The organism is Thiocapsa roseopersicina (genome assembly GCF_900106925.1).
Classification (GTDB): domain Bacteria; phylum Pseudomonadota; class Gammaproteobacteria; order Chromatiales; family Chromatiaceae; genus Thiocapsa; species Thiocapsa roseopersicina.
In genome coordinates, this window is record NZ_FNNZ01000034.1 from 14,001 (window position 1) to 33,192 (window position 19,192).

The 19,192-nt window shown below is 64.2% G+C and carries 17 protein-coding genes; 7 read left to right on the forward strand and 10 right to left on the reverse strand.

All coding sequences use genetic code 11. The features are described 5' to 3' along the window. Positions 1-86: 86 nt before the first annotated feature. Positions 87-950: a sirohydrochlorin chelatase gene (locus BLV04_RS21780; RefSeq protein ID WP_093037655.1), complete on the reverse strand. Its 864-nt coding sequence runs from the start codon at positions 948-950 to the stop codon at positions 87-89. A 347-nt stretch (positions 951-1,297) separates the two neighbouring features. On the opposite strand from BLV04_RS21780, the gene BLV04_RS21785 reads away from it, so the two are divergent. Next, positions 1,298-3,586: a putative bifunctional diguanylate cyclase/phosphodiesterase gene (locus BLV04_RS21785; RefSeq protein ID WP_175534748.1), complete on the forward strand. Its 2,289-nt coding sequence runs from the start codon at positions 1,298-1,300 to the stop codon at positions 3,584-3,586. A 33-nt stretch (positions 3,587-3,619) separates the two neighbouring features. Here the strand turns inward: BLV04_RS21785 and BLV04_RS21790 are convergent, their stop codons facing one another. The 7 genes from BLV04_RS21790 to BLV04_RS25100 form a co-directional block, all read right to left on the reverse strand. Continuing rightward, positions 3,620-4,381, reverse strand: a complete 762-nt coding sequence (locus BLV04_RS21790; protein ID WP_093037661.1) for an anaerobic ribonucleoside-triphosphate reductase activating protein — start codon at positions 4,379-4,381, stop codon at positions 3,620-3,622. A 29-nt stretch (positions 4,382-4,410) separates the two neighbouring features. Further along, complete coding sequence (gene nrdD, locus BLV04_RS21795) at positions 4,411-4,602, reverse strand: anaerobic ribonucleoside-triphosphate reductase (RefSeq protein WP_093037664.1); 192 nt, start codon at positions 4,600-4,602, stop codon at positions 4,411-4,413. A gap of 86 nt (positions 4,603-4,688) precedes the next feature. After that, positions 4,689-6,728, reverse strand: a complete 2,040-nt coding sequence (locus tag BLV04_RS21800; RefSeq protein ID WP_093037667.1) for a ribonucleoside triphosphate reductase — start codon at positions 6,726-6,728, stop codon at positions 4,689-4,691. A 232-nt stretch (positions 6,729-6,960) separates the two neighbouring features. Then, positions 6,961-7,494 carry a DUF302 domain-containing protein gene (locus BLV04_RS21805; protein ID WP_093037670.1) on the reverse strand — a complete coding sequence of 178 codons (534 nt, stop codon included), beginning with the start codon at positions 7,492-7,494 and terminating at the stop codon, positions 6,961-6,963. Between the two features lie 144 nt (positions 7,495-7,638). Next, positions 7,639-8,694, reverse strand: a complete 1,056-nt coding sequence (locus tag BLV04_RS21810; RefSeq protein ID WP_175534749.1) for a YeeE/YedE family protein — start codon at positions 8,692-8,694, stop codon at positions 7,639-7,641. A gap of 13 nt (positions 8,695-8,707) precedes the next feature. Beyond that, entirely contained in the window at positions 8,708-9,031 is a 324-nt protein-coding gene (gene soxZ, locus BLV04_RS21815; protein ID WP_093037676.1) for a thiosulfate oxidation carrier complex protein SoxZ, read from the reverse strand. Between the two features lie 37 nt (positions 9,032-9,068). Next, entirely contained in the window at positions 9,069-9,533 is a 465-nt protein-coding gene (locus BLV04_RS25100; RefSeq protein ID WP_175534750.1) for a thiosulfate oxidation carrier protein SoxY, read from the reverse strand. Between the two features lie 301 nt (positions 9,534-9,834). Between BLV04_RS25100 and miaB the strand changes: the two genes are divergently transcribed. From miaB to BLV04_RS21845, 5 genes are read left to right on the forward strand one after another with little or no spacing between them, the layout of a single operon-like run. Continuing rightward, on the forward strand, positions 9,835-11,211 hold the full coding sequence (miaB, locus tag BLV04_RS21825; RefSeq protein ID WP_093037704.1) for a tRNA (N6-isopentenyl adenosine(37)-C2)-methylthiotransferase MiaB: 1,377 nt from the start codon (positions 9,835-9,837) through the stop codon (positions 11,209-11,211). A 14-nt stretch (positions 11,212-11,225) separates the two neighbouring features. Then, on the forward strand, positions 11,226-12,224 hold the full coding sequence (locus BLV04_RS21830) for a PhoH family protein (protein ID WP_093037707.1): 999 nt from the start codon (positions 11,226-11,228) through the stop codon (positions 12,222-12,224). Next, the gene (gene ybeY / locus BLV04_RS21835) at positions 12,221-12,721 is read left to right on the forward strand and encodes an rRNA maturation RNase YbeY (RefSeq protein WP_093037679.1); all 501 of its coding nucleotides are present in this window, start codon (positions 12,221-12,223) and stop codon (positions 12,719-12,721) included. Before BLV04_RS21830 ends, ybeY begins: the two co-directional genes overlap by 4 nt. 6 nt (positions 12,722-12,727) lie before the next feature. After that, on the forward strand, positions 12,728-13,618 hold the full coding sequence (locus BLV04_RS21840) for a CorC family transporter (protein ID WP_093037682.1): 891 nt from the start codon (positions 12,728-12,730) through the stop codon (positions 13,616-13,618). Positions 13,619-13,650: 32 nt separating this feature from the next. Further along, the gene (locus BLV04_RS21845; RefSeq protein ID WP_093037686.1) at positions 13,651-14,685 is read left to right on the forward strand and encodes a ribonuclease T2 family protein; all 1,035 of its coding nucleotides are present in this window, start codon (positions 13,651-13,653) and stop codon (positions 14,683-14,685) included. A gap of 12 nt (positions 14,686-14,697) precedes the next feature. On the opposite strand, the gene BLV04_RS21850 is transcribed toward BLV04_RS21845, so the two are convergent. Both BLV04_RS21850 and BLV04_RS21855 read right to left on the reverse strand, forming a co-directional pair. After that, entirely contained in the window at positions 14,698-15,474 is a 777-nt protein-coding gene (locus tag BLV04_RS21850) for a 23S rRNA (adenine(2030)-N(6))-methyltransferase RlmJ (protein WP_245731993.1), read from the reverse strand. 218 nt (positions 15,475-15,692) lie between these two features. After that, positions 15,693-16,583: a phosphoribulokinase gene (locus BLV04_RS21855; protein WP_093037689.1), complete on the reverse strand. Its 891-nt coding sequence runs from the start codon at positions 16,581-16,583 to the stop codon at positions 15,693-15,695. Positions 16,584-16,845: 262 nt separating this feature from the next. On the opposite strand from BLV04_RS21855, the gene BLV04_RS21860 reads away from it, so the two are divergent. Beyond that, the gene (locus BLV04_RS21860) at positions 16,846-18,984 is read left to right on the forward strand and encodes an ATP-binding protein (protein WP_093037692.1); all 2,139 of its coding nucleotides are present in this window, start codon (positions 16,846-16,848) and stop codon (positions 18,982-18,984) included. The last annotated feature ends 208 nt before the right edge of the window (positions 18,985-19,192 follow it).

Below are 19,192 nucleotides of genomic sequence, written 5' to 3' on the forward strand. Positions count from 1 at the left end.
GAGCCGGTCTCTCGATCGGGTCAAGCTAGCAAAAGGCACCGGGGGGGAACTTGATCTATGTTAAATCCGCCGAGAGGCGTGTGATATCACGCACTTTCGGTCGTGATGGCGGATGCTGCCTCCATCTCTGCGACCCGCGCCGTGAGGATGTCGAGCAGCCGGGGATGACCGCCGACCAGCGCTGAGGGGTGGACACGAAAGCCCGGATTGTCGCGTTCGACCGACGCGCAGATCTCGGCGATATCGCCGCCCGGGCCGGCATGTCGTCCGGGCGACAGGAACAACATGGAAAGGATGACCGGGGTCGAGATGTTCTCCGCAGCAAGTGCGCGCAGACGATCCTCCAGCAATTCTCCGTTGAAATCGTATTCCGCTCCGGGGCGCCGCTCCATGACGGCCTCGCCGAGCTCGATTCGAGGCCCGCGGTCGTCGGCGAGCCGTTGCGCCAACTGCCGGGCCAGCCAACGCCGCACCTCGGTGACGGCGGGAATGGGCGAGCCGTGGTCGACCAGCAGAATCCGAAGCGGTGCGACGCCCTGCTCGGACGCGGTCTCGAGAATGCGGTCCAGAAGGATCTCGACCAGGTCGGGCTCGCCCTCCGGCAGGGGGCAAAGTGCTCGCGCAATCCGGACATCGAACGGACCGAAATCATCCTTCAGGGCAGCGATGCGCTCCGGGACATAGTCACTGATGGCCCGGCTCGGGCCGAAGAAGAGCGGGAGGATCAAGAAACGCCGAGTGTTCTCGCTCAGGCGACGGCTCAGAAATGGCTCGAAGGTGTCGGCAGGTTGTCCGTGCAGTGCACTCGGCGGGGCTCGGTCCGAGTGCAACAGCGAGACGGGGTGGACCGTCTCGCCGAGACGCTCCGCGAGTCCGCTCGCGATCCGTCTCAGGCTCAGTATGGCATCGGCGCGCTTGGAGCCGTTGTCGATCAGCAGGATGTCGCGCATGGCGTGCTCGTGTCGTCGGGGTTGGCAGGGTGCATGACTCACGAGATGGGGTGGCGGATGGTTCCGCACAAATCCGAACCTCACGCGGCATGCGCTGCAGATCCGCGTCTTGGGCATTGAAGGAGAAGTCATCTCGATGGATGTCGGTCGCGGCGAAACTGGGACCGACCTCACAGTTTCGTGATCTCTCGGCATCCCGTCCTGCCCATTGCCCGGGGCTGCAGTACACTCCGTGGCATGCCGCTGCATCGAGATGAGGGGTGGTCGGCATGTCTTGGGATGCTCTGCAAGGCCACCCCGAGCCTTCTTTCAATCCGGCGAGGATCGATTCGTTGGGACCGTCCGTGATGTCCGATCCACAGGGCAAGAAGAGCCGCAGCCGACGCTGGTTGTTGGTGCCGACCATTGCCGGCGGCGTTGCGCTGGTCGTCTATCTCGCGCTCCTGCTCGTGACCACCTGGGTCGCCCAGGACCGCCTGACTCATTCCACCGCGGCCCGGCACGCGCTCGATGCGCAGCTTCACGCCAATGCCTTGAGCTATTTCTACGCCGAGCGACTGGGCGATCTGGCGAATCTTCGTCGTGATCAGGCGGTTCAGTCCTTCTTCGTGAACCGCGACCTCGGTATGTCGATGAAGTACGGCCTGCAAGCGAGCCTGGTCTCGATCCGAGAGGTCCTGATCGAGCGTGTCGGCGAAAAGCGCGTCGATTCAGGGCCGTTCTTCGATCGAATCGCCCTATTCGATGCCGACGGGACAATCCTGGTCGATACGGCGTCAGAACCGCCCGCAGCTGGGCGTTGGACGCCTCTGGAGCCCGGCTTCCCGACCCATGTCCGACTGGTCGTGGATGCGCCTCGATACCCGGATGCCATCCTGGTGGAAGCGCCGATCGTGATGGCGGGACGCGGTCGCGGGACATTGGTCGCCTGGGTCAACGAGCGGACCACCTTGGCCGCGCTCGTCGGGCTCGATCCCGGGGGCAGCGGGTTCGCTCGTTATCGACTGCTGCGCTCGGCCGCAGAGCTCGCCGGCATCGAGAGTGCGGTCGGAGCACCGGTCGAGGTGTCCGGAACCCCCTTTTTCTTGGTCGACCGCGAGCGGACATCGCTCGACGAGCGCCTCCTGACATCGCGTTGGTTTCTGTTCGCACTCATCCTGTTGGCCGTCGCCCTGTTGGTCGGCGGTTGGATGCTCCTCGGGGCGCAGCGGCAGAATCTGGTGTTGCAGACTCGGATGGACGTCGCGCGAGTCCAGCGGCGCAAGCTCAGCGAGCACAACGAGCGCTTGCGCGAAGAGATCAAGACTCGGAAGGAATACGAGCGCCGTTTGATCTACCAGGCCAATTACGATGCCCTGACGGGTCTTCCGAATCGCACCTTGGCCATGGATCGACTCGAGCAAAGCCTGATGATCGCTGCCCGCGAGGGGCATCGGGTGTTGACCTTCTATCTTGATCTCGACCAGTTCAAGAGGATCAACGACAGTCTAGGCCACGCGGCCGGCGACGAGGTTCTCATACAGACGGCCGAGCGGGTGAGTGCCCTCGTCTCGGCGGGCGATACCTTGGCGCGTCTGGCCGCCGACGAGTTTCTCGTCATCTACCCCGACCTTCGCGATCCCGTCGATGCGGCCGAGCGTGCGCAGGCGCTACTCGGCCTTTTCGCAGCGCCCTTCTCGATCGAGGGTCGAGAGATTTTCCTGACGGCGACCTTGGGTATCGCCGTAAGCCCGTGCGACGGGAAGACCGCGGAGGATCTGCTCAAGAACGCGGACTTGGCGATGAAGGAGGCCAAGGACAACGGGCGGGCCCGCTACAGCTTCTACGTCCCGGGGCTCGACGTGCAGATCCGCGAGCGCTTGTCGATGGCGAATCTCCTTCGGCACGCCGCCGAGCGCGGAGAGCTTGCCCTCTTGTACCAGCCCTTGATCGATCTGCGCAGCGGGCGAGTCGTTGCAGCGGAGGCGCTGCTGCGCTGGACCAGCGAGGAGCTCGGTGTCGTTGCACCGGACCTTCTCGTCCCGGTGGCCGAAGACGCCGGATTGATCGAACACATCGGCGGCTGGGTCCTCGAGCGCGCCTGCACGGCCGCCGCGCAGTGGCAGTCGATCGCGCCGTGCAGGGTGGCGGTGAACGTGTCGTCCTTGCAACTCCAAGCGCCGGAGTCCTTTTCGGAGCAAGTGGACATGGCGTTGAAACACTCGGGTTTGAATGCAGGACTCCTGGAGCTGGAGATCACCGAAGGGGTATTGCTGCGCGACCGTCCTACCATCGGTGCCTTGCTGGCAGAACTGGATCGCCGCGGAATTCGGCTGTCGCTCGACGATTTCGGGACCGGCTACTCGGCCTTGAGCTATCTGCGGCGGTTTCCGTTCCATGTCCTCAAGATCGATCGGACCTTCATCGCGGGCATACCCGACAACCAGGAGGATACGGAGCTGACGCGTGCCATCATCGCGATGGCCCAAGCGCTTGGACTGAGTGTGCTGGCGGAGGGGGTGGAGCGGCCCGAGCAGCGCGATTTCCTGGTGGAGCAGGGCTGCGACCTTGCGCAGGGTTATCTTTTCAGCCGTCCAATCGATGCCGATGCGCTGGCGGCGATGCTGGGCCGTAACGGCGCAGTGGCTCAATCCTGAGCGCCGCGGGGCGGGCAGGTCTCCGCCGACGCGTCAGTGGCCACGCAGGACGAATCGGTCGAAGGATGCGGGGTCGATTGCGGCTGCGAGCTGTGCGAGCGGAATTGCGGGCGCAGGGAGGAGAGGATCCAGTGCGTGTCGAGTGTCGCAGGCCTGAACGGCATATCGCCGCACACCCTGTCGGGCGAGCGCGGCGGCGAGCGTCGCGAGATCGAGCGCGGTCCACTGCGGCATGACGGTAGTGCGGACCTCCAGCGGGACACCCGAGGCTTGGATCAACGACAAGCTCTCCCAGGCCGCCTCGCCGGATTGCGGGACGCCCGTGATTGCAGGATAGCCCTCGGGCAGCGCCTTGATGTCGAGGGCCACCCAGTCCAGGAGCGGTAAGAGGCGTGCCAAGCGTTTCGGCGCGGGCCCCGCGGTGTGCATGCCGACCTTGAACCCGAGCTCACGGACCTCGGCCATGGCTGCGGGCAGCGCGCATTGGAGGGTCGGCTCGCCGCCGCTGAAGACGACGGCATCGAGTAGCCCGCGGCGACGCTCGAGGAAGTCACGGATCTCCGACCATGCGACGACCGGCGTGGCGCTCGGGTCGATCAAGGCGCCGTTCTGGCAGTAGCGACAGCGCCAAGGACAGCCTTGGAGGAAGACGACCGCGGCGAGCTCGCCGGGGTAGTCGATCGTCGTCAACGGCACGAAACCGCCGATCCGCAATTGTCCCGTGTCGGCCGAGTCTGCGACGTCCGAAGAGATCGGCAGATCGAGATCGCTCGGGCAGGGAAACTGTCGAGACATGGGTGCGGCGGGTCTACGGACTCGGCGACTTAGGCGGCGGCGCGGCGCTCTTGGCGAATCGCCGATCCGTTGGGTGTCTCGGTGAAGTAGCAGCGCTCGGCGTGCTCGGCGCGCTTGCCGGCATTGAAGGCCGAGACCGGGCGGTGATAACCCATGACGCGGGTCCAGACCTCGCAACGGGTGCGTTCTTCGGTCTTCAGCTCGATGGTTGGGTTGGTCATGGTCTCGCTCCTGATGTCGTTTCGAATGATGGAGTGTGTTTGTTGGTCGGTCGAGCGGCAGAGCGTTCGGTGACCCTGTGCTCGACCTACGCCGCCGTCTCTTCAAGTGCCGCGGTTTTGCGTGCGATCAGCTCGCGGTCGCAGACCGGACAGAATTCGTGCTCGCCCGCGATGTAGCCGTGCTTGGGGCAGATCGAGAACACCGGAGTGACCGTGATGTAGGGCTGACGGAAGTTTTCCAGCGCCCGCCGGACCAACCGCTTGCAGGCGTCGGTCGTGGAGATCTGCTCGTTCATATAGAGGTGCAACACCGTGCCGCCGGTGTATTTGGTCTGAAGTGCCTCCTGCATGGCGAGCGCCTCGAAGGGGTCGTCCGTATAGCCCACCGGCAGCTGGGAGCTGTTGGTGTAGTAGGGCGTTTCGGGCGTGCCGGCTTGGAGGATGTCCGGGAAGCGCTTCTTGTCCTCGCGGGCGAAGCGATAGGTCGTGCCCTCCGCGGGTGTGGCCTCCAGGTTGTACATGCTGCCGGTCGATTCCTGAAACTCGACCATCCGTGCGCGGACATGATCCAGGATCCGGCAGGCCATGGCGTGGCCCCGGGCCGTGGTGATGTCGTCGGCATCGTTGGTGAAGTTGCGGATCAGCTCGTTGATCCCGTTCACGCCGATCGTCGAGAAATGGTTGCGCAGGGTGCCCAAATACCGCTTGGTGTAGGGGAAAAGCCCGGCATCCATGTGGCGTTGGATGACCTTGCGCTTGATCTCGAGACTGTTGCGCGAGAGATTCAGGAGTGTGTCGAGCCGCGCCAAAAGCCCCGCCTCGTCGCCGCGATGGGTGTATCCGAGCCGCGCACAGTTGATGGTGACCACGCCGAGCGAGCCGGTCTGCTCGGCCGAGCCGAAGAGCCCGTTGCCGCGCTTCAGAAGCTCGCGCAGGTCCAGCTGCAGCCGACAGCACATGGACCGTACCATGTTCGGCGAGAGCTCCGAGTTCAGGAAGTTCTGGAAGTAGGGCAGGCCGTACTTCGCCGTCATCTCGAACAGATGCTCCGCGTTCTCGCTGTCCCACGGAAAATCGGAGGTGATGTTGTAGGTCGGGATCGGGAAGGTGAAGATCCGCCCCTTGGCGTCGCCCTCGGTCATCACCTCGATATAGGCCCGATTGATCAGGTCCATCTCGGCCTGGAGATCGCCGTAGGTGAAGGGTTGCTCCACGCCGGCGATCACCGGGACCTGCTCGCGCAGATCCTCGGGGCAGACCCAGTCGAAGGTCAGGTTCGTAAAGGGTGTTTGGCACCCCCAGCGCGACGGCACGTTCAGGTTGTAGATCAGCTCCTGGATCGCCTGCTTGACATGCGGGTAATCCAGCCTGTCGACGCGCACGAAGGGCGCCATGTAGGTATCGAAGCTGGAAAATGCCTGCGCGCCGGCCCACTCGTTCTGCAGCGTGCCGAGAAAGTTGACGATCTGCCCGATCGCCGAGGACATGTGCTTGGGCGGGCCGGCTTCGACCTTCCCCGGAACCCCGTTCAGCCCCTCGTTGAGCAGGGTGCGCAGCGACCAGCCGGCGCAGTAGCCCGAGAGCATGTCCAGATCATGGATATGGATGTCGCCGTCGCGATGGGCCTGGCCGATCTCGGGCGGATAGACGTGGCTCAGCCAGTAGTTGGCGATCATCTTTCCCGAGGTATTAAGGATCAGGCCGCCGAGCGAGTAGCCCTGATTGGCATTGGCCGCGACCCGCCAGTCCGAGCGGTCGAGATACTCGTTGATGGAACCGCCGACATCGACCAGTGTGCGATGCTCGTCGCGCAGCTTCTTATGTTGCTCGCGATAGACGATGTAGCTGCGGGCGGTCTCGAAATGGTTCGCGCTGATCAGCGTCTGCTCGACGACATCCTGGATGCCTTCGATGTCGGGCAGGCGGTCGGCCCCGTAGCGATGCGCGAGCACCTTGACCACCTGCGCGGTCAGCAGACTCGCCTCGGGCGTACCGAACTCGCCGCTCGCCTGTCCCGCGCGTTGGATCGCAGATTCGATCTTGGCGGCATCGAAACGCACCTCGACACCGTCGCGCTTGCGGACCCGCAAGGGCAGGGTCGACAGGTTGTTGTGCTGGTGTCCCATGAAGGCGTCTCTTGTCCGTTGCCACTATATCTTGTGGTGCGGACTATAGCGCCAACTAGATGCTGTGTTGAAGAGTTTGAGGTGAAGTTGATCGGCGTCAACCCGGGTTCATTCTCCGGTTGCGCTTCGGGATACTCCGGCCGCGCGTTTGCGTTGGGCTTGGTCGGTACCGGCTCCGGCACCGCCGGTGATGCCCGACGGGCGCCGCGCCGGTCCTGCCGTTGATGGCCGCCTAGGGTTTATAGAAGTCCGCAACGCGCGCGAGGACCTCCTTGAGCTCCTCGGTCGCCGCTTCGGCCTCCTCGATCTGTGTCAGGCCCACGGCCTTCGCCTCGCTGACGGGGTCGGCGAATCCGACGACGATGCGGGCCGGTTTTGCCTCGTAATCTCCGCCCGGCCCTGTCGCGACGTGCTCGCGGAACACGGTGAAGCGGCAGGGAATGATCAGGCTGATGAAGGGATCCTTGCGCACGGCCTGCTTCAGATATTGAGACTGGCAGGCCTGAATGATGGTGTTGTCGGTCCAGACTCCGAGCTTGCGTAAGCCGAGACCGACATCCTGGACATTCACCACATCCCAATTCTGGGCCAAGATCTCGGTCTGTACCCGGTCGACCACTTCGCTGTACTGAAGCGTCGCCGGCAAATAGATGACGTAGGATTCCCCGTGGCGTTGTACATCGTCGGCCAGGGTCGAGCTGGACAGCAGGGCGCCGAGCACCAGGCTCGGCAACCCGCTCAGGGCAGATCTAACGCTCGTTTTCATGAGGTGGTTCGCTCCCGTGGTGGTGGGCGCCACCGGCCTCGATCCGGATGCGGGGCGGCGCCGACGTTCTGCCTCGGTTCTCGACGCGGCGTCGGGCGCGCCGCTGCTTCTACTCGCCCGATTCACATTCCCTTGCGAGTCCCGCTATCCCCTCTGCGTGATCCCGGTCGGTCGGGATGCGGTCCGGCTGATCCAATGCATTCCCAGCGTCATCCCGCCGACGATCCCTGCGACCGCCAACAGAGAGGACACCGAAAGTGTGGCGGCGCCCGTCAGCCCTTGGCCGATATTGCATCCGCCGGCCAGGAGCGCCCCGAATCCCATGAATGCGCCGCCGGACAGGTAGGCGGCGACGCGGTCACTCGCCGGCGCCACCCAGCGAAACTCACCCGCAACGAGCGCCGCGAGGCATGCGCCGAGCAGGGTGCCCGGCACGAGGAGCAGGGCGAATGCACTCCCCGTATGCTGACCCATCGCGAGCCAGGTGGCGGTCCGTGCCAAGGGCGCCGCCAAGGTGATCGACGCCGGCGGCTGGGGGTCGAATTCGTCGACACCCAGCACCCCGGTCACCAACCAGCCGGCGACCACCAAGAGTCCGATCAACAGGCCCGCGACAATGTTGCCGGGATGATCACGCCACTGGCCGAATTCCAAGATCGCGTAGAGACACGCCAGGCCGACCGCCGCAGGCGCGATCCACATCGGCCAATGCAGGATGATGGAGAGGGAAGCATCGCCCGCACCGATCGGCAGCGCATGGTCCATCACCCATGCTTGCACCGGCCCGAGGGCGCCGAACATGGTGGCCATGGCGATCAAGGCGAACGTGAGCAGGGTAAGTAGGGCGCCGAGGTTTCCCTCGGCGGTACGCACGAGGGTGCGCGACGCACAGCCTCCCGCAAGCATCGCCCCGAAGCCGAAGATCAGGCCGCCGCCGAGCGCGCCGAGCCAATTGAAGGCGGGGCGGCGATAACTCGAGTCCCCAACGGCCACCAGCTGCCACCACTCCAGCGCGAATGTCCCGATGACAGCGATCCCGAGGGCGGCGAGATAGGCGTGCAGCTGGCGGTAGTCGCGCATAAGGGCAAAGTTGCTCAGGGCCGACACCACGCAAAAGCGCGATCGCTGCGCGACAACGCCGAAGGCAACGCCGATTGCCAGTCCTCCGCCGGCCAACCAAGGATTGATCTGATCCCACATGGCGTGCAACCTCCTAAGACACGATGACCTCCATGGCGTCCTCGACCCCGCGATCATCGGTCCACCTGCAGCGCACGCGATCCCCGGGGCCCGCCTCGGCGAGACGCATCGCCACATAGGGATTCCGGGCCATGCCCCAGCTCCACTGAGCCTGCAGCAGGGTCTCCCCGTTGAGATCGCAGACCAGCTCCCGGATGAAATGGCGGGGGACCTTCAGCCCCGTCGTCGGATCCGTTCGGTTGCCCGTTTCCATCGGATGCGACAACAGGAGTTTCACCTCTGCGACGCCGTCCTTCATACGGGCCGCCATCTTGTGCTCTGCCTTGTGTCGAGCCATCGCATCACCTCGACTGGATTCGCAGCTTCGTGATGAATCAACCACAACCGCCGGCGGCGACCTGAATATGCCGCCGGGCGCTGAAGTGCTTGCCGTCGGCCGTGACCACGGCGATGACGTCTCCGGAGTCCGCCATCTTCACCCGCGTATCGAGCTGCCCGCCCAACTGCGGAGCCAGCTCGAATCGACCCACTGCCGGCGTCGGGTTGCTCGCGGAGAATAGGGTCAGGAGGAGCGGCCCGGACAAGTCGGTACGGATCGCGATCGGGACACTGGCCCCGTCTTCGGCAATCGCTTTGGCCTCGAGTTGAACACGTTCGCTCTGCTCGATCGGCGCCCCCTCGAACAGGATGGCCATCGCATCCTCGACGCTCATGGCCGAGAAGCCATCCGCCGGCCAGTCCGAGGCCAACACCGTCACCGGCCAGAGCAACCCGGCCTTTGCCGCGACGGCAAGGGAACCGGTCGCAAGACCTGCTTTCAGCAAGTATCGTCGCCTCATGGCGTCTCCCTCGCGATTCGAAGTCGTGACCCAACCGACCCTCGTTATCCAAAGTGTTGTCGGCGATTCGGTAATCCGCAAGGGCGAAATGCCGACTATTTCACGCTGAATTAAGGTCGTCGTTCGAAGGGATTTGTTCCAAGCCAAGCCCGGCTCGGCCAACTTGACACCCGGGCACCTAAGCCGGACGATGCGGATCTGCACGGCCGGTCGCTCGACGGCCGGGGGTTGTGGATTGCCTCTCCTCACCCCATCAACCTGATTCACTGCGCGATCGCGCCCCCTCGCTCTCATGCCTTCGATGCCCCGCAAGCTTTTTATCCAGACCCACGGCTGCCAGATGAACGAATACGATTCGGCCCGCATGGCCGATGTTCTGCATGCGTCCGCAGGTCTGGAGCTGACGGAGCGGGCCGAAGACGCCGATGTCCTGCTGCTCAACACCTGCTCGATCCGCGAGAAAGCGCAAGAGAAGGTGTTCTCGCAGCTCGGGCGTTGGCGGGCGTTGAAGCTTGAGAATCCGGACCTGGTGATCGGTGTGGGTGGTTGCGTCGCGAGCCAGGAGGGCGAGGCGATCCGCGCGCGCGCGCCCTATGTCGACATCGTGTTCGGCCCCCAGACGCTGCACCGGTTGCCCGAGATGCTCAAGAACCTCGGTGAGCGACACGCACCCCAGGTGGACGTGTCATTCCCGCAGATCGAGAAATTCGATTGCCTGCCGACACCCCGCGCAGAGGGACCGACCGCCTTCGTGTCCGTGATGGAGGGCTGCTCCAAGTACTGCACTTACTGCGTTGTGCCCTACACGCGAGGGGAGGAGATCAGCCGGCCCTTCGACGACGTGATCGCGGAGGTCGCCGCTCTGGCCGAGCAGGGCGTACGCGAGGTTACCCTTCTCGGGCAAAACGTGAATGCCTATCGGGGCGCTTTTGCCGACGCGGCCGGCGAGGGCGATACCGCCGATCTTGCGCTTCTGATCCGCTACGTCGCCGCGATCGACGGGATCGATCGCATCCGCTTCACCACCAGCCATCCGGTGGAGTTTTCGGACAGTTTGATCGATGTTTATGCGGATGTGCCCGAGCTCGTCGGCTTCGTGCACCTGCCGGTGCAGTCCGGCTCGGATCGGATCCTCGCCGCCATGAAGCGCGGGCACACGGCGCTTGAGTACCGCTCGAAGATCCGCAGGCTGCGGCAAGCCCGGCCCGGAATCGGCATCTCCACGGACGTCATCGTCGGCTTTCCCGGCGAGACCGAGAGCGACTTTGCCGCAACCATGGATCTGGTCGAGGAGATCGGGTTCGACCAGAGCTTCAGCTTCATCTACAGCCGGCGGCCCGGCACGCCGGCGGCCGATTATCCGGACGACGTGCCGCTTGCCGACAAGAAGTCTCGGTTGGAGCGGCTTCAGGCGCGCATCAACGACAATGCTCGGCATTACAGCCAGGCGATGGTCGGCACCCTGCAGCGCATCTTGGTCGAGCGGCCGTCGCGCAAGGATCCGTTCCAGCTTGCAGGTCGGACCGAGAACAATCGCGTCGTCAATTTCACCGGCCCGCCCGCGCTGATCGGCGATTTCGTCGAGGTCGCGATCACCGAGGCGCTCCCCAACTCGCTGCGTGGCCGTCTCGTCACCGCCGCAGCGGTTCGGACGGCGATGAGCGGAATCGGCGCTTGAGCGCGCCCACCTCCTTGTCCACCCAACCGCAAACACTGGATCTGGAGCTCGAGCCCGCCGACAACGTGCGGCTCGCCAACCTCTGTGGTCAGCTCGATCAGCATCTGCGCCAATTGGAGCGTCGGCTCGGCATCGAGATCAGCAATCGCGGCGTCAACTTCCGTCTGATCGGCGATCCGGAAGGCGTGCGCCTCGGCGAGCAGTTGCTCCAAGATCTCTATGCCGAGACCGTTTCCGAGGTCCTCACGCCCGAGACCATTCATCTCTGGCTTCAGGAGTCCGGGGCCGACGCGCTTTTGGAGTCGGCCGAGGATCGTCTGCCCGATGTCGTCATCAAGACCAAGCGCGGCCTGATCCGAGCACGTGGACCGAATCAGCAGAGCTATCTCCACGCCATGCTGAAGCACGACATCAACTTCGGCGTCGGCCCGGCCGGGACGGGCAAGACCTATCTCGCGGTGGCCTGCGCCGTCGAGGCACTCGAATCCGACAGCGTGCGCCGGCTCTTGCTGGTGCGACCCGCGGTGGAGGCCGGCGAGCGTCTGGGGTTTCTGCCCGGCGATCTGGCCCAGAAGATCGATCCCTATCTGCGTCCGCTCTACGATGCGCTCTTTGAGATGCTCGGTTTCGAGAAGGTCACCAAGCTGTTGGAGCGCAACGTCATCGAGGTCGCCCCTCTGGCCTACATGCGCGGGCGCACGCTCAACGACTCCTTCATCATCCTCGACGAGGCTCAAAACACGACGCCCGAGCAGATGAAGATGTTCCTGACGCGCATCGGCTTCGGCTCGACCGCGGTGATCACGGGCGACGTGACCCAGGTCGACCTTCCGCGCGGGCAGCCCTCGGGTCTGCGCCAAGCCGTCGAGATACTCAAGGATGTCGAGGGCATCAGCTTCACCTTCTTCAACGCCCGCGACGTGGTGCGCCACGCCTTGGTTCAGCGCATCGTCAGCGCCTACGATGCCTTCGAGCAGCCGGTACCTCTGCGGGGGCGGGCGCCGAAGGCATGAGCGGCGATCGGCCCTTGACGCTGGATCTGGATCTCCAGATCGCCTGCGAGGCAGCGGATCTCCCGACCCCGGCCGACTTCGAGCGCTGGGCGGCGGCTGCCTTGTCCGGTCGGCGCGAGCGTGCGTCCCTCACCATTCGCCTCGTGGATAGCGAGGAGGGAGCGGTCCTGAACGGGACCTATCGCGGACGTGAAGGGCCGACCAATGTCCTGTCCTTTCCGTTCGACCTTCCGCCCGAGCTGGAGCTCGGTCTCGATTCGCAGGATCCGATCGCCGATCTGCTCGGCGATCTCGTGATTTGCGCGGACGTGGTGCAGCGCGAAGCACGCGAGCAGTGCAAGGCCGCGCAGGCTCACTGGGCCCACATGGTGGTACACGGCGTCCTGCATCTGCTTGATTACGATCACCTTACAGAGCGCGATGCCGAGGAGATGGAAACCCTTGAATCGGGTATCCTCGGCGCGTTGGGATTCCCTTCACCTTACGAGGATCAATAAGACACGATGGCCAGCGATCGATCTACCGAGGGCTCGCGTTCACGCAACTGGTTCGAACGGATCGGCCAGATGCTCGGGGGCGAGCCACAAGACAAGGAGCAGCTCTTGGAGGTGCTCAAGGATGCGAAGGAACGCGAGCTGCTCGATACCGACGCCTTGAGCATGATCGAAGGCGTGTTGCAGGTCTCCGATCTGCGTGTGCGCGACATCATGATTCCACGCGCAGAGATGGTCTCTCTCAAGCGGGATGACCCGCTGGAAAAGATCCTCGAGATCGCCGTCAAATCGGCGCATTCCCGTTTTCCCGTCACGGGCGACGACAAAGGAGAGGTCGTCGGCATCCTTCTCGCCAAGGACCTGCTGTCCTTCTGCCGAGACCACGGCGGGCGCGCCTTCAACATCCGCGATCTGTTGCGTTCCGCAGTCTTTGTGCCCGAGAGCAAGCGCCTGAATGTCCTGCTCAAGGAATTTCGTTCCAGCCGCAATCACATGGCGATCGTGATCGACGAGTACGGCAGCGCCGGCGGTCTCGTGACCATCGAGGACGTGCTCGAGCAGATCGTCGGCGAGATCGACGACGAGCATGATTACGACGAAGGGCCCGGGATCTTCCGGCGCGGCAAGAACGAGTTCAGTGCCAAGGCGCGCACGACCGTCGAAGACTTCAACGAGTATTTCGGCAGCGACTTTTCCGACGAGGAGTTCGACACCATCGGCGGTTTGGTCGTCAACGCACTCGGCCATCTGCCCAAGAAAGGCGAGTCGGTCGAGCTCGGCCGGTTCCGCTTCACCGTGATGCGTGCGGACAGCCGGCGTGTACACCTTGTGAGCGTAGAGGCGTTGGATTTCACCGAAGATGCGCCCGATGTCCCGGAGGACGCCGCGCGACCAACCTGAAGCTGACGGCTGACGGCTGGAGATTGGAGCCAATGGCACTGAAACACTCACGCGTGCGCCGATCACTATTGTCCGTTCTCGTGCTGCTGTGGTCGGCTTCATCCTTCGCCGAGCGCCTGGGCGCCGTTCTGACCGCCGAGCAACCTTGCCCTGCGACGGTCTCGATCAAGCGTCCCGACAACCCGGGTTCTATCCATCTCATCCCCGGCCGAGACTATCCGGTCGTCGGGACCAATCGGGCGGATCCGAGCCACTATCGACTCAGGTTCGAGGACGCGAACCCGAAGGAGCGCTGGGTCGAGATCGGATGCGGTCGTCTTGCCGACGCCCCTGCGACCACTGCGGGTACGGATGCGCGCCGCCAGTCGTCGCCTCCGCCACCCCCGACGTCATCGCGTGCGGGTTCGATGCAGAGCCAGCTCGTGCTGGCGGCTAGTTGGCAGCCCGCCTTCTGCGAGTTGCGCGCGACGCGTCCGGAATGCCGGGACCAGACGCCCGAGCGCCCGGACGCGCGGCGCTTCTCGCTCCACGGTCTCTGGCCTCAGCCCATCGGCAACAGCTATTGCGGTGTCGGCGAGCGGGAACGGACACTTTCGACGTCGGGCCGGTGGCGCCTCTTGCCGGCGCTCGATCTGGATGCGACGACACGCGCGCGCCTGGACACGTTGATGCCGGGAACACGGTCCGATTTGCAGCGGCACCAGTGGGTCAAGCACGGGACCTGTTACGGCACGGATGCGGATACCTATTTCCGTCATTCCATGTTGCTGCTCGAGCAGCTCAACGCCTCCGGCGTTCGTGCACTGTTCGAGGAGAACATCGGCAAGCGCCTGACTGCGACCCGGGTGCGGGCCGCGTTCGACGACACCTTCGGCAAGGGGGCCGGCGAGCGGGTCCGCCTGAGCTGTTCAGATGGGCTGATCGAGGAGTTGCGGATCGGTCTGAAGGGTGTCGTCGACGATACCGCCGAGCTTGGCGCGCTGATCCTTGCAGCGCCCAAGCGGAGCTCCGACTGTCGCGGTGGATGGGTCGATCAAGTGGGCATCCAGGGAGCACGCTCACGCTGATCGCTACGGCAGCTAGAGTCGACCGATCTTCCATGCCGGTACCGAGCGGCCCGTCGCCTCGATCGCGAGCAACTCGGCGAGTCGCGGGAGCAGGTCCGCGAGCCGCTCTTCCAGACGCCAAGGCGGGTTGAGAATCAGCATTCCGGAGCCGTGCATGCCGAAGTCGTCGACCTGTCGCCGCACCGTCAACTCGCACAGAAGCCCGTCCGGGATGGATCGCCGGATGCGACCGATCAGGTCCGCGGAACGATCGCGTTGCAGCCCCAGGCGCGGGAACCAAAGTGCGTAGACCCCGGTCGGCCAGCGAGCATGCGCGGCGACGAGTGCGTCTGCAACGCGCGCGTACTCGGACACCAGCTCGTATGGCGGGTCGATCAGAACCAGCCCGCGTGCAGGCTTCGGCGGCAAGAGTGCGGTCAGTCCTTCGAGACCGTCGCGACGGTGGATGCCGATCCGGGGGTCGCCGCCGAGATGACGACGCAGGGTCTGCGACTCGGCCGGATGAAGCTCCATCAGGATCAGTCGATCCTCGGCGCGCAGCAGATGCGCCGCGAGGGCGGGTGATCCCGGATAGGTTGCGAATCCGCCGTCCGGATTCAGCGCCGAAATGGCCCCGAGATAGGCCGAGAGCTCCGGAAAGGCATCACGCCGCTCCCAGAGTCGCTCGATCCCGAGCCGATACTCTGCGGTTTTGAGCGCCTGCTCGGCCCCGAGGTCGTACCGACCGGCGCCGGCGTGCGATTCGACATAGACCAGCGGTTTGGGTTTGGCTAAGAGTGTCTCGAGCACGAGGGTAAGAACCGCATGCTTGACGACGTCCGCGTGATTTCCGGCGTGGAAGCCGTGAAGATAGCTTAACAGGCCGGTGCTCCTTTCGGGTCCATTGCCTTGATACGACGATCGCAACCGAGGAAGCGTTCGGCATACGCAGAGAAACGCGACGACGCTGCGCGCCGATGAGTCGCCTCGCGGGTAAGTCTGCCCGCGAGGCCCGTGACTGCGTGCGGTCAGACCCTGCGCGCGTCCATCATGCGCTCGATGATCGGCTGCAGGATGACCTCCATCGCCATCCCCATCTTGCCGCCCGGCACGACCATGGTGTTGCGCCGCGACATGAAGGAGTCGTTGATCATCGACAGTAGATAGGGGAAATCGATCTGGAGCCGCTCGGGATCCCTGAAGCGGATGATGACGAAGCTCTCGTCCGGCGTCGGAATATCGCGGGCGATAAAGGGATTGGAGGTGTCGACCGTCGCTACACGCTGGAAGTTGATGTCGGTCAACGAGAACTGCGGCGTGACGTGGCGGATGTAGTCCGGCATGCGGCGCATGATGGTGTCGACGATCGCCTCGGCGGAATAGCCGCGCTCGGCGTTGTCGCGGAAGATCTTCTGGATCCACTCCAGGTTGATGATCGGGACCACGCCGACGCCGAGATCGACGTGCTGAGCGATATTGTCCTCCTCCGTCACCACCAGCCCGTGGAGTCCTTCGTAGAAGAGCACGTCGGTGCCCTCGAGAAGATCCTCCCACGGCGTGAACTGGCCGGCCTTCAGCTGCGTGCCGAGGCGTGCGTTGTGGTGATCGGCCTCGGAGTCGCTGTGGATGTAGTAGCGCTGCTTGCCCGTGCCGCTCTCGCCGTAATTGCGAAAGAGCTCCTCGAGGAGGTCGAACCGATTGGCCTCGGGACCGAAATGGCTGAGGTTGCGGTGGGTCTCGGCGGCACGCGCCATCTCGGCCTTCATCTCGACGCGGTCGTAGCGGTGGAAACTGTCACCCTCGATCACGGCGGCCTTGATGCCGTCTCGATAAAAGATGTGCTCGAAGGCGCGCTTGACGGTCGTCGTACCGGCACCCGAGGAACCGGTTACCGCAACGATCGGATGCTTCTTGGACATTGTCTTCTCCTCGTTCTCTTGAGCTGAGTACCTCGTCGCGGCCGGCTTTGATCGGGCCGCGATCGGGCTTACGATCGGTCCGGGGGTCGAGCCCGGAATCGGAATGGATGCGCGCGGGCCGGTCAATCTCGTTATCGCAGCTCGGAATCGGCGACGTGCCGAAATGTGCGAAACGGTTCGCTAATATACCATGATCGATCCATGTGGCAGGGATTGCGCAAACGCGGCTCGGGTGTTCAACCGCAGGCTCGGAGGGAAGGGAATGAATGGAATGATCAGGCGTTTCGGCGTGACGGACGCGTTGGCGGGAAACCCAGAGTTTCAATCGGCCTTGGTGCGAATTACCGCTTGTCTACTGGGCGCGCTCTACATCGCCGTCGGCGCCTCGACGCAGTACTACCGGGTCGACGTTCCTTACTATCTCACGCTCTTTGGCATCTATCTGGCCTCGAACGTCGGGTTTCTGATCAGTATCGCCCTGCGCCCCGAGTGGCCGGCACGGGTCTACCTCGGGATCTGTCTCGACGTCGTCGCCATCAGCCTGGCGATCTTCATCACCCGCGAGGCGATCAGCCCCTTTTACCTACTCTATATACTGGTCTTCATCTCCGCCGGGACCCGATTCGGCAAGCAGCATCTCGTGGTGGCCTCGCTGGCTGCCGTCTTCGGCTACAACGTCGTACTGATCGCGCTCGACGAATGGCGTCTTCACACCTTCGAGGCGACATTCTTCCTGGCGCTCTTGGTGCTTTTGCCCTTGTATCAATATTCCTTGCTGCGCAAGGTCCAGGATGCGCGTGCCGAGGCCGAGAGGGCCAATCAGGCGAGAGGCGATTTTCTGGCCTTCATGACGCACGAGCTGCGTACTCCCTTGACCGGTGTCGTCGGCATGACCGAACTCTTGCGAGGGACCCGACTGAATGACGAGCAGCGCGATTATGTCCAGGCCATCGCCAACTCGGCGGATATCCTCGGCGCGCTGATCGGCGACATTCTGGATCTGTCGAAGATCGATGCGCGTCGGATCGTCCTCGAGCGTATCCCCTTCGATCCCCGCAGACTGGTGCGCGACGTCTCCGATGCACTTGCGATGCGCGCCCATTCGGCCGGACTCGAGCTCATCGCCGATGTCGATCCGAACGTCCCGCCTCGGTTGATCGGCGACCCGCTGCGGTTGCGCCAGATCCTCTTCAACCTGATGGGGAATGCCGTCAAGTTCACGCCGACGGGCGAGGTCCGGGTTCGTCTGAGCGTCCGGCCGCCCGAGGCCGAGCAGAGCAGCCCTCACCTGCTTTTCGAAGTCGTCGACACCGGAATCGGCATTCCGCCGGACAAGCTCCCGCGACTCTTCGAGCGTTTTCGCCAAGCCGACGAGTCGACCACGCGACGCTTCGGCGGCACCGGCCTCGGGACGACCATTGCACGCGAGCTGACCCTGTTGATGGGCGGGGCGATCGGTGTCGAGAGCGAGGAGGGGTGCGGGAGTCGGTTCTGGATGCGTCTGCCCTTGATCGAGGGCGACGCAGCTGTGCCGAGCGCGTCTGGCCGTCGGCTTCGCGGCTTGCGGATCCTGATCCTGGAGCCGAACGTCACCTGCCGCGCATTGGCCTGTGCCGCCTTCGGCCGCGAGGGCGCGGCCTGCGAGGCGCCCGCCGAGCCTGCCGACGTCGACTCTGCGCAGATCAGGGGGCAGCGTTTCGATCTCCTCGTCATTGCCGACTGTCCGCAGGGTCGTGATCTGAATGGGGTGCGGGGGGAGGTCAAAGCGGCTCTCGGCGAGGCGGTGCCCTGCCTCTTTTTGGTGTACCCCGGACGACGCCCCGCGCTCGAGGGGACGACAGATGCCTGTCTGGCGAAGCCCTATCTGTCGGAGGATCTGATCGCCGCGGCCGAGTCGCTCTCGGGGCGCGCCGGCATGCCAACGGATGGAGCGCTGCAAGCCGGGCTGTCCTCGCCGGCGCTCGGTTTGGAGCCGATCGCGGATGCGGCGCGGATGCGTGTCCTGGTCGCCGAGGACAACGAGATCGCCGCCAAGGTGATCACCCGTTTTCTGGGTAAGATGGGTTTCGAGATCACCCGCGTGGCCGATGGGGAGGCAGCTTTGACAGAAGCGCTGAGCGGTGGCTACGGGATCGCGATCGTCGACCTGCGGATGCCCAAGCTCGACGGAATCGGATTCACCCGGCGCTACCGCGATCAGGCACCGGAGCGGGCAATCCCGATCGTCGCTCTGACGGCCAACGCCTCCGAGGACGTCAAGCGTGATTGCTTGTCGGCCGGAATGAGTGACTTTCTATCGAAACCGGTCAAGCCCCAAGAGCTGCGCCGAGCCCTGGAAGCGGCGCTCCGAGTGCTTCCGGCCGCCGGCCGCCAGCATCCGGCAGTCGATCGACCGATTTGACAGCATCGGCGCCGCTCATCAAACCTGCGGCTAACGGCTAACGGCTAACGGCTAACGGCTAACGGCTAACGGCTAACGGCTAACGGCTAACGGCTAACGGCTAACGGCTAACGGCTAACGAGCATGCAGGCGTGGCGGCACCCCGGAAAATGAAAGATGCTGCGCGGGAGACCGTGCAGTGAGGTCGGTCAAGTGTTTGGCGACTCGA

Bases quoted from the DNA above. Each gene is read 5' to 3' on its own strand.
- BLV04_RS21810 (WP_175534749.1), bottom strand. From the start codon at position 8,694: ATGTGGGATCAGATCAATCCTTGGTTGGCCGGCGGAGGACTGGCAATC.
- BLV04_RS21855 (WP_093037689.1), bottom strand. From the start codon at position 16,583: ATGTCCAAGAAGCATCCGATCGTTGCGGTAACCGGTTCCTCGGGTGCC.
- BLV04_RS21840 (WP_093037682.1), top strand. From the start codon at position 12,728: ATGGCCAGCGATCGATCTACCGAGGGCTCGCGTTCACGCAACTGGTTC.
- BLV04_RS21845 (WP_093037686.1), top strand. From the start codon at position 13,651: ATGGCACTGAAACACTCACGCGTGCGCCGATCACTATTGTCCGTTCTC.
- BLV04_RS21780 (WP_093037655.1), bottom strand. From the start codon at position 950: ATGCGCGACATCCTGCTGATCGACAACGGCTCCAAGCGCGCCGATGCC.
- BLV04_RS21805 (WP_093037670.1), bottom strand. From the start codon at position 7,494: ATGAAAACGAGCGTTAGATCTGCCCTGAGCGGGTTGCCGAGCCTGGTG.
- soxZ (WP_093037676.1), bottom strand. From the start codon at position 9,031: ATGGCTCGACACAAGGCAGAGCACAAGATGGCGGCCCGTATGAAGGAC.
- BLV04_RS21790 (WP_093037661.1), bottom strand. From the start codon at position 4,381: ATGTCTCGACAGTTTCCCTGCCCGAGCGATCTCGATCTGCCGATCTCT.
- nrdD (WP_093037664.1), bottom strand. From the start codon at position 4,602: ATGACCAACCCAACCATCGAGCTGAAGACCGAAGAACGCACCCGTTGC.
- miaB (WP_093037704.1), top strand. From the start codon at position 9,835: ATGCCCCGCAAGCTTTTTATCCAGACCCACGGCTGCCAGATGAACGAA.
- BLV04_RS21800 (WP_093037667.1), bottom strand. From the start codon at position 6,728: ATGGGACACCAGCACAACAACCTGTCGACCCTGCCCTTGCGGGTCCGC.
- BLV04_RS25100 (WP_175534750.1), bottom strand. From the start codon at position 9,533: ATGAGGCGACGATACTTGCTGAAAGCAGGTCTTGCGACCGGTTCCCTT.
- BLV04_RS21785 (WP_175534748.1), top strand. From the start codon at position 1,298: ATGTCCGATCCACAGGGCAAGAAGAGCCGCAGCCGACGCTGGTTGTTG.
- BLV04_RS21860 (WP_093037692.1), top strand. From the start codon at position 16,846: ATGAATGGAATGATCAGGCGTTTCGGCGTGACGGACGCGTTGGCGGGA.
- ybeY (WP_093037679.1), top strand. From the start codon at position 12,221: ATGAGCGGCGATCGGCCCTTGACGCTGGATCTGGATCTCCAGATCGCC.